Raw genomic sequence first — 9,634 nt, 5'->3', positions numbered from 1 at the left:
CGTCACCGAAGCCGCTGCAACGGCGTCGCCGGCCACCAGCCCCACCCGGTTGAAGAGGCCGCGGCGCAACGGCTGGCGCATGGCCGCGCCCCCGGCCCGCGAGAAGAACGAGCCCCACAGGTTCTGCAGCGCGAGCGGCACGACGGGCACCGGGTTCGATGCCAGCAGCCGCATCACGCCGGGCCGGAACTCGGCCAGCTCGCCGTCGCGCGAGACCGCGCCTTCGGGGAAGATGCAGAGCAGCTCTCCGTTGTCGAGCACCTTTCGCGCCTGCGCGAACGCCTGGTCGTAGATCGGCGCATCGACCTTTTGCGGCGCGATCGGGATCGCCTTGGCGAGACGGAAGAAGGCGCCGAGCACCGGCAGCTTGAAGATCTCGTGATCCATGATGAAGTGGATCGGACGCGGGCTCGCCGCCATCAGCAGCACCGGATCGATGAAGCTCACATGGTTGCAGACCAGGATCGCCGCGCCCTCGGTGGGGATGTGCTCGTCGCCGCGCACCTTGAAGCGATAGATCAGCCGCGCCGTGACGAAGGCGACGAAGCGCAGCAGGTACTCCGGCACCAGCATGAAGATGTAGAAGGCCACGACCGCGTTGAGCAGGCCGATGACGAGGAACACCTGCGGAATCGTCAGCCCGGCGCTCAGCAGGCCGCCGACGATCAGCGAGCTGGCGATCATGAAGAGCGCATTGAGGATGTTGTTGGCGGCGATGATGCGCGCCCGGTGGCTCGGCGCCGAGCGCATCTGGATGAGCGCATACATCGGCACGCTGTAGAGGCCGGCAAAGAGCGAGAGAAGGAACAGGTCGGCCATCACCCGCCAGTGCCGGTGCTCGGCGAGGAAGGCGCCGAGGCCGTAGCCCGCCGACGGCGGCAGGCCGCGCGCGGCGAAGTGGAGGTCGACCGAGAACACGCTCATGCCGATCGCGCCGAGCGGCACCAGGCCGATCTCGACGTGCCGGCGCGAAAGCACCTCGCACAACAGCGAGCCGATGCCGATGCCGACCGAGAACACGACCAGCAGCAGCGAGGCGACCTGCTCGTCGCCGTGCAGCACCGACTTGGCGAACGCCGGAAACTGGGCCAGGAAGGCGGCACCGAAGAACCACATCCAGGAAATGCCGAGCAGCGAGCGGAAGACGACCCGGTTGTCGTGGGCGAGCTGGAGGTTGCGCCAGGTCTCGCTCACCGGGTTCCAGTTGATGACGAGGCCCGGGTCGGTCGAGGGCGATGCGGGCACCGCCTGCGCGGTCAGGCGGCCGAGAACCGCGAGCCCGACGCACGCGGCCGCGACGTAGTGCGCGCCAACCCCGGGCAACGCCACGAGAAGGCCGCCGGCCAGGCTGCCGAGGAGGATGGCGACGAAGGTGCCCATCTCCACCATGCCGTTGCCGCCGGTGAGTTCGCGCTCGCCCAGGTGGTGCGGCAGGTAGGCGAACTTCACCGGGCCGAACAGCGTGGAATGCAGTCCCATGAGGAAGGTGCAGGCCAGCAGCACCGCCACGTCGGCGCGAAAGAAGCCCCAGGCGGCCAGCACCATGATCCCGACCTCCAGCCACTTCACCAGCCGGATCAGGGTGCGCTTGTCGTACTTGTCGGCCAGCTGCCCGCTGGTGGCCGAGAACAGCAGGAACGGCAGGATGAACAGCGCGCCGATGACCAGTCCCGCCATGGAAGGCGCCAGCCAGGCCACCTGCAGCTGGTAGGTCACCATGACCGTGAAGGCGAACTTGAACAGGTTGTCGTTGGCCGCGCCTGTGAATTGCGTCCAGAAAAAGGGCGCGAAGCGGCGCTGGCGCAGCAACGCGAACTGATTGGGGTGGTCCTGGTCCATGCTCATGCGGGGAGGAGTCTAGCGCGGCGCCCGATCTTGCTCATTTAAATTTCGCACAATTCAATTGCACGCTATGATTCAACCCATGCCGACGACACCTTCTCCCGATGCCGCCCTGCAGCTGGACAACCAGCTGTGCTTCGCGCTGTATTCGGCGTCGCTGGCCATGACCAAGCTGTACAAGCCGCTGCTGGCCGAACTGGGCCTCACCTATCCGCAGTACCTGGCCATGCTGGTGCTGTGGGAGGGCGACGGCCTCGCCGTGTCCGAACTCGGGCAGCGCCTCTCGCTGGACTCGGGCACCCTCACGCCGCTGCTCAAGCGCCTGGAAGCCCTCGGCCTGATCGGCCGCCTGCGCGCCGTGGACGACGAGCGCCGCGTGCACATCCACCTCACCGCCGCCGGCCGGCGCCTGAAGACCCGGGCCGCAAAGGTCCCCGGCTGCGTGCTGGCCGCCACTGGCCTGCCGCTGGCCGAAGTGGTGCAACTGCGCGGCCGCATCCAGGAGCTGCGCGCGCGGCTCGCCGGCTGACCGCCCTCTTCTTTTCTTCTCCAACCACGCTCTCCAACAAAGGAAACTTCCATGACCACCACCCTCGACAAAGTCCTCTACACCGCCAAGGTGCACACCACCGGCGGCCGCGACGGCAACGCCCGCAGCGACGACGGACGGCTGGAAGTGCAGCTGTCCTCGCCCGGCACCGCCGGCACGGGCACCAATCCCGAGCAGCTGTTCGCCGCCGGCTATTCGGCCTGCTTCATCGGCGCCATGAAGGCCGTGGCGGCCCGCACCAAGGCGGCCCTGCCGGCCGACCTGGCTGTGGATGCCGAAGTGGACCTGGGCCCGACCGGCAGCGCCTACGGCATCGCCGCGCGCCTGAACGTCAGCCTGCCCGGCATGGACCGCGCCGCGGCGCAGCAGCTGCTGGACGCGGCGCACCAGGTGTGCCCGTATTCCAACGCCACGCGCGGCAACATCGACGTGACCATCACGTTGGTCTGAGCGCCTTTCGGCGTTCATTGTTGAAGGGCGCCGCTTCAAACCTAACGGTGCTTGTTTATTCCGACATTTTAAATCAATTAACTAAGTTTTATTTAAATGAATTGATTAGGGTGATATCAAGTAATTCATTGTTTTTTTAACTGTGCTGTGCGCGATAGAAAACAGAATAAATTCGTGAAGATATAGCAACCCACTCATGCCTCGCCTTTTTTACAAGCGTACAAAGGCGGTATTGAGAGCTTGTAGATTGCTAAATTCTCTTACTCTGTTTGCTTATTGAATGCGACAATCAATTCCACAAATCCATCATTGCCTTCTGCTCTGAATTGGAATTTAGTGCGCTATCTTTTGCCTGTCGCCGCTGTTGGTGACGCAATGACAAGGAGCAAATCATGCGAGAAATCGACACGTATATCGAACTGGCCGATGAGTCCGAAAACATCGTTGACCTGGGGGAAGCGACCGAGCTGACCGAAGGCTACGAGTTCACCAGCGTCTACGAGATCGCCACGCACGACAAGCGCTACTAACGCCTGTTCGGTTGCAACCGGGGAAGGGCTTCGGCCCTTCCCGTGTTCGATGGCGTTCGGAGTGTTAGATGAAAAGTGATGATCCCTTGATGCTTGGCGCTTGGTCGAATGGCAGGTGGCTCTACCTTGACTTGGCGCGCAACCGATATCTCGCGGGAAGATGCGCGCCTGACAGCGAGAGGCGCCTGAAACAAGCAAAAGCAGCGGCGCAGCTGCAGGATAGCTCTCTTATCCTGGACACGCTCATCCCCAAAAATGGCATGCTGCTCCACTTCATGCGTTCTGCTTGGCGAGCATGGCGCATCCGCAACGCCCCGATCCAGCAGCAGCTCGCGTTGCTGCGCATGACACCGGAAGGCAGGCACCGCTCCGCCCAGCCCCGGGATGTGGAGCACTGCGCGGCCATGTTTCAGCATCTGCGCAATCTTCGGCCACGCCGCCCGCTATGTCTGCAAGACTCCGTTGGCTGCGCTCTGTTTCTGCGTCAATATGTGACGCCACTGTCCTTTCACCTCGGCGTCGTCCAACCGCCATTTAAAGCCCATGCGTGGGTGCAGTCGGGACAGCTTGTTCTCAACGATCGCAAGCAGGCAGTGGAGGAATACACGGAAATCGCGAGGTTGGACCTGTGAAGTTCCACATCGAATCGCTGCTGCAGCAAGCGGGTCCCCTGTCGCTTGCCGTCGCCCCGGACGGTATGGAGGTTGTCGCCGCAGGCGAACTCGTATCGGTCAACACCGGCGAGGCTGTGGAGCTTTCCGCAAGCGATCTGGGAGGCATGACGATCATGAACGCAGCTGCGCACTTGCACTCCCGCTATGCAGGTGACGCCGTGCTGGCTATCCGCAAAAAAGCAGATTTCGCCTTGCTTCGCCCGGCATTTTCCGAATTGCCCGTGTATTACCAGTTGCACCACGATGCGGTAGACGCATGGGCCGGATTGGAATTACCTCGCCGACTGGTGGAAGCACCACCGCTATTCGATCTGGACTACTTGGCGACGACAGTGCTCGCGGGCGCATTCGTGTCACCGCGGACCGGTTTCCAGGGAATATGCGAACTTCTCAGTGGCTCGGTCCTGCTCTGCCTGGATGGGGGGACACCGCAGCAAATCGATCTCCTGGCAGGTGAAGTGCTGAAACTGTCATGCAGCACCGAAACGGACTACGAACGGGAGTTGGAGCAGTTCAGGTCGCTCATTGTCCGCAGCGTCGCGCACAAAACCCGGCCGTGTTCGCACCGTTTTAGCATTGAAGCGTCTGGAGGGCTGGACTCGTCGGTATTGACGGTGGCGGCCGCCGCTCTTCATCCAGGGGCGCCGCTCTCGCTGATCAACAGCTATTCCGAAGAGGATCCACACGGCGACGAGCGCATCTTCTTCGAGGCACTCGCCAGCCACGTGGGTGCGAGCGGAACCTTGGTCGATACCCATGCATGGGCAAGGATGGAGAGCCTTTCCCCGGAACTGATGGCGCCCATGGCTCGTCCGTGCAAGATGGCATCCGCGGCTGCAACGGTCGGCCAGATGTTCGAGCATGCGCGCGCAAGCGGTTCGGTCACGGTCATGACCGGGGACGGCGGCGACCAGCTGTTCCTGCGAACGCGCCGCACATACATTGCCCGCGAGATGATGCGCGAGGCGCCGACGGCGCGCGAGGCGTTGTTGACGTCCATGGTCCTGGCCATGCAGGAACGTTGTTCAGTGTGGAGCATCGCGCGTGAAGTGGTGACGAGGCGTATCGAACAGCAGTACCGCGATCGCTTCTTTGGCTCGACGGCGATCCAAGCCAATCCACTGTCGGACTTGCAACCATCCGCCAACATGGAACTCATTCCCCATATGTCGCGGCTACGCAAGCTGCGGATCAGTAGACTGTTCCAATTCGTCGGCATGCGCATGGCCGAACTCAACCGCATTCAATTTCGAGAATGTCCGGTCACGGAACGCAAGCCTTTCGTGTTTTGGCCGCTGATCCGCGCCGCTCTGCGCGCGAAACGTGCGCACCATTTCGCGGGTGGCCGCGACCGGGCGCTCCAGCGCGAGGCGTTCAAGGACGACTTGCCAGCAATCATTTACCACCGCACGAGCAAAGGCGCGGCGCGAGATCCGCGTGAGCGTTTTGATCACGAGGCGCTGGCTTCACGGCTGTTGCACAGCGCCGCATGCAGGTACCATCTGATCTCGAAAAACCGGCTCATCGCCGCCATGAAGCAGCCCGTTGATGAGAAAACGGCTGGTGCACTGCTCAGCGCAACGACAGTGGCCGATTGGATGAGGATGTATGAGGCTGATTGAAACGTTCCTGCCGCCGATGCAAAAGGACATCCTTGGTGCGTGCCTGCGGAATGCGAAGCTGACGCTGGCGCTGTTCACCGCCGCGGCTGTCGCGGCATCAGCCACTACCGTCGGCGGGCCGCTGGTGTTTGCGCATGCCCTGCAGCGCATTGGCGAAGTGTCACGCACCGAGCTGGTTGTCTATTTCCTCGCCTTTGCCGTGACCGTCGCCGCGTCGCGGCTGTTGCAGGACGTCAAGCTGGTTCTGATGAATCGCCTGGACCAGGCCGTGCGCCACCAAGCGAACAAGGACGTCCTGGCGCGCCTGCTGCAAGCTCGAAGTTCCATCTTCGTGGAAAACAGCGGCGCAAAGATCTCCGCGATGGTGCAGAACCTGCACACGTCCAACAAGATCTACGTGCAGATGTTCATGATGGTTCTTCTGTCCGGCGCCGCTGACATCATATTGTCGTTTGGCGCCATCGCAGGCTACGTCAGCTGGTCGGTGGCTGTGTTCGTCATCGTGTATGGAGTTGCGTCCATCTGGCTGACCTTGGTTAGCAACAAAGTGACCACGGCTTATCAGGAACGCGCAAATGAGCGCACCTTGAGCGGTGCGAATCTACTTGGAAACGTGGTATCGAACGTTGTCACGGTGAAGATCTTCCGCGCCGGGGACTGGGTATCCGCGCTGTATGACCGCTATTCGGAAGACACCAGCCGGTACTGGAATAAATTCTTTGGCATGCGGCTTCGGTACGCTGGTGTTCAGTCGATCTTGATGTTTGTGCAGTATGCGAGCATCTTCGCAATGCTGGTCTGGACGATCCAAGGCTCCGATCTACTCAATCAGGTGGTGCTGGTCAGCATGATCCTCATGCAGTTGAATCGGCCTTTCGAGATGATCGGCACCTCGCTGCGCGACTTCATCGTGGCGCATGGCCTGGCACAGCCGCTCCAGCAAGAGCTTCACCGACATGCTGCAAATGTCACGCGCGGCAGCATTGTCTTTCCTTGCGCAGCGTGTCCTCAAGTGGACATGGCGCGGCTTGGCTTCTCCTATGCGCCTGGCGACCCCGTCCTGCTCGACGTGACGGCGAGGTTCGGGCCCGGCGCGCTGAACTTCATCGTTGGGCCGTCGGGTGCAGGCAAGTCCAGCCTGTTGCAGATTCTGCTGAGGCTCAACGATCGCTATGAGGGCTCCGTCACGGTTGCGGGAGTGGAACTGGCCCACATCGAAGGTGATTCGTATCTGTCAGCCCTGGGGTATGTTCCCCAGGAGGCGATGCTGATGAATCTGAGCATTCGCGAGAACATCCTGTTCGGCCGCAGTTTCGCCGACGAGGAAGTGATGGAAGTCCTGCGCGCAGTGCAGCTTACTGCCAAGGTCGGCAGCTTGGCGGACGGCCTGGATCACGTGATTGGTGAGCGCGGGCAGCTTCTCAGTGGCGGGGAACGGCAGCGCCTGTCGATTGCCCGCGCGCTGATCGGGCATCCCAGGCTCCTGTTGCTGGACGAGGCGAGTTCCGCACTGGATGAGGACACCGAACGAAGCATCTTCACCGCGCTGCGGGATATCGCACGCACCACAACCGTCATTGCCGTGACGCACCGGCTGGCGGTTATCGGCGCGGATGACCGTGTGCTGGAGTTGGCGGGGGCTGGAACGTCGCCTCCGGCGACGCTGCTGCGTGCCTGATGGCGTGCCACGACGCGCCCGTTTTCGGCTACTGCGTGCGCGTCACCTTGTTCAGGTAGGGCGGGCGGTCCGGATCGAAGCCGCGCGCGCGTGCCAGAGCTTCCACCATCGGGTAGAAGCTCTGAATCGCCGAGATCACGTCCAGGTCCTCGGACCCGGTCTCCACGATGGGCAGCTGCGCGCCGGGCGTTCCGTGGGGCGCAGCCAGCAGCACGGCGGCACCGCGTTCGCGCAGGGTGTCCGCCAGCGCCAGCAGCCCGGCCTGCGCCGGCCCGCGCGGCGCCAGCACCAGCAGCGGAAAGCCTTCGCCGATCAGCGCCATCGGCCCGTGCTGCACCTCCGCACCCGAGAACGCCTCGGCCTGCAGGCCGCAGGTCTCCTTGAATTTCAGCGCCGCCTCCTGCGCGATCGGCAGGCCCAGGCCGCGGCCGATGACGAACAAGCCGTCCGCATCCACCAGCGGCTCCACCGCGGCCGACCAGTCGGCCTGCGCGGCCTGCTGCAGCACCTCCGGCAGGCCATGCAGCGCCGCGCGCAGCGCGCCGTCGTCCTGCCACACCGCCGCCAGCCGCGCGCCGGCCGCCAGCTGCGCGATGAAGCTCTTGGTGGCGGCCACGCTCTGTTCGGGGCCGGCATGCAGCGGCAGCAGCCATTGGGCCGACTCGGCCAGCGGCGAATGCGCCTCGTTCACCAGCGCCACCGTGGCCGCGCCGCCTTCGCGGAAATAGCGCGTCGGCTCCACCAGGTCCGGGCTTTGGCCCGACTGCGAGAACGCGAACGCCGCCAGGCCGCGGCATTCGATGCGCGACTGGTACAGCGTCACCAGCGACATCGGCAGCGAGGTCACCAGCCGGCCCAGCCGCGCCATCACCAGGTAGGCCATGTAATGCGCCGCGTGGTCCGAGCTGCCGCGCGCCACCGTCAGCAGCGAGGTCGGCGCATGCTCGCGCAGCCAGGCGCCCAGTTCCGCATAGGTCTGCACGTCGTGCGCGAGCTGCCGCGCCACGGCCTCGGGTGCCGCGCGCGCCTCAGTCAGCATGTTGGATGTCAACCGTTCTCCCTTCGATGACGACGCCGCGAAGCGCCAGTTCATGGTCCAGCACCACCACGTCGGCCCAGGCTCCCGTTTGCAGCCGGCCGCGGTCGGCCAGGCCCAGGTAGTCCGCCGCATGCGTGGACACGCGCCGCGAGGCGTCGGCCAGCCCGAGGCCGAGCCGCTCGACCAGGTTGCGCAGCGCTTGGTCCATGGTCAGCGCCGAGCCAGCCAGCGTGCCGTCGGCCAGGCGCACGCCCCCCAGGCATTTGGTGACGGTGTGCGAGCCCAGGCGGTAGTCGCCGTCGGGCATGGCCGCGGCGGCCGTGGAATCGGTGACGCAGTAGGCGCAGGGAATGGCGCGCAACGCAGCCAGGATGGCGCCCGGGTGCACATGCAGCAGATCCGGGATGAATTCGGCGTAGTGCGCATGCGCCAGCGCCGCGCCCACCATGCCGGGTTCGCGGTGGTGCAGCCCGGTCATGGCGTTGAACAGGTGCGTGAAGCCGCGCGCGCCGCGCGCCAGGGCATCGCGGCCCTGCTCGTAGCTGCCCAGCGTGTGGCCCAGCTGCACGCAGTAGCCCGCTGCGGTCAGCGGCGCCACCGCCTCCATGTGGCCGGGCATCTCGGGGGCCAGCGTCACGAGGCGGATCGGCGCGATGGCGTTCAGCCGATTCAATTCGGCGATGGACAACGGCCGTGCGTGGTCCGGCTGCGCGCCGAGCTTGCCGGGGTTGATGTAGGGCCCTTCCAGGTGCACGCCAAGCACGCGGGCGGCGCCGGGCACGCGTTCGTCGCACAGCGGCCGCACCGCCCGCAACGCCTGTTCGATGTCGGCGGTGGGCGCCGTCATGGTGGTCGCCAGCAAGGCCGTGGTGCCGTGCCGCGCGTGGCAGCGCGCCACGGCAAGCGCGGCGTCGCCGCCTTCCATGATGTCGCGCCCGGCGCCGCCGTGCACGTGCAGGTCGATGAAGCCGGGCAGCAGGATGTCGCCCGCTCCCTGCCGCACCGACTCTTCCGCGATCGGGTTGCCGGTGATGTCCGTGATGCGGCCGGCCGCGTCCCAGGCGATCCCGCCCTGCAGGAAGCCCTGCGGCGTGAGGATGCAGCCTTCCAGTTCGCGCGGCCGCGTCACAGCGCCTCCTCCGGCAACGATTGCGAGGTACGGGGCGCCAATGCGCGCTGCAGCAGCATCAGCGCGCCGGCATCGGCCGCCTGCAGCGGCGGCGTGACCCGGCGCCGAAGCGCGGCAGGC

9 protein-coding genes are annotated in these 9,634 nt (G+C 64.7%); 6 read left to right on the top strand and 3 right to left on the bottom strand.

Features of this window, described 5'->3' with window-relative positions; translation table 11 throughout:
- Positions 1-1,839 (bottom strand): MFS transporter (locus H0U68_RS02475; protein WP_296352582.1); only part of this gene is annotated, 1,839 nt, incomplete at its 3' end.
- An 85-nt stretch (positions 1,840-1,924) separates the two neighbouring features.
- Here H0U68_RS02475 and H0U68_RS02470 point away from each other — a divergent pair.
- The 6 genes from H0U68_RS02470 to H0U68_RS02445 all read left to right on the top strand — a co-directional run bounded on the left by H0U68_RS02470 (position 1,925) and on the right by H0U68_RS02445 (position 7,346).
- On the top strand, positions 1,925-2,371 hold the full coding sequence (locus tag H0U68_RS02470) for a MarR family transcriptional regulator (RefSeq protein ID WP_296352580.1): 447 nt from the start codon (positions 1,925-1,927) through the stop codon (positions 2,369-2,371).
- A 51-nt stretch (positions 2,372-2,422) separates the two neighbouring features.
- Positions 2,423-2,842 (top strand): organic hydroperoxide resistance protein, encoded by a 420-nt coding sequence (locus tag H0U68_RS02465; protein ID WP_296352579.1) that lies wholly within the window; start codon positions 2,423-2,425, stop codon positions 2,840-2,842.
- Between the two features lie 392 nt (positions 2,843-3,234).
- Positions 3,235-3,372, top strand: a complete 138-nt coding sequence (locus H0U68_RS02460; RefSeq protein WP_296352578.1) for a hypothetical protein — start codon at positions 3,235-3,237, stop codon at positions 3,370-3,372.
- Between the two features lie 68 nt (positions 3,373-3,440).
- Positions 3,441-4,004: a lasso peptide biosynthesis B2 protein gene (locus tag H0U68_RS02455; RefSeq protein ID WP_296352577.1), complete on the top strand. Its 564-nt coding sequence runs from the start codon at positions 3,441-3,443 to the stop codon at positions 4,002-4,004.
- Complete coding sequence (locus H0U68_RS02450; RefSeq protein ID WP_296352576.1) at positions 4,001-5,668, top strand: asparagine synthase C-terminal domain-containing protein; 1,668 nt, start codon at positions 4,001-4,003, stop codon at positions 5,666-5,668. The genes H0U68_RS02455 and H0U68_RS02450 overlap by 4 nt, the downstream gene beginning before the upstream one ends.
- Positions 5,655-7,346 carry an ABC transporter ATP-binding protein gene (locus H0U68_RS02445; protein ID WP_296352575.1) on the top strand — a complete coding sequence of 564 codons (1,692 nt, stop codon included), beginning with the start codon at positions 5,655-5,657 and terminating at the stop codon, positions 7,344-7,346. Before H0U68_RS02450 ends, H0U68_RS02445 begins: the two co-directional genes overlap by 14 nt.
- A gap of 28 nt (positions 7,347-7,374) precedes the next feature.
- Here H0U68_RS02445 and H0U68_RS02440 read toward each other — a convergent pair whose 3' ends face one another.
- Positions 7,375-8,385, bottom strand: a complete 1,011-nt coding sequence (locus H0U68_RS02440; protein WP_296352581.1) for an SIS domain-containing protein — start codon at positions 8,383-8,385, stop codon at positions 7,375-7,377.
- Positions 8,375-9,514, bottom strand: a complete 1,140-nt coding sequence (gene nagA, locus H0U68_RS02435; RefSeq protein WP_296352574.1) for an N-acetylglucosamine-6-phosphate deacetylase — start codon at positions 9,512-9,514, stop codon at positions 8,375-8,377. The genes H0U68_RS02440 and nagA overlap by 11 nt, the downstream gene beginning before the upstream one ends.
- Positions 9,515-9,634 lie beyond the last annotated feature (120 nt).

The sequence above is a fragment of the Ramlibacter sp. genome, assembly GCF_013697775.1.
Lineage (GTDB): Bacteria > Pseudomonadota > Gammaproteobacteria > Burkholderiales > Burkholderiaceae_C > Ramlibacter.
Note: the sequence above shows the minus strand (reverse complement) of the source record. Positions and strands in the feature narration are given on the sequence as shown.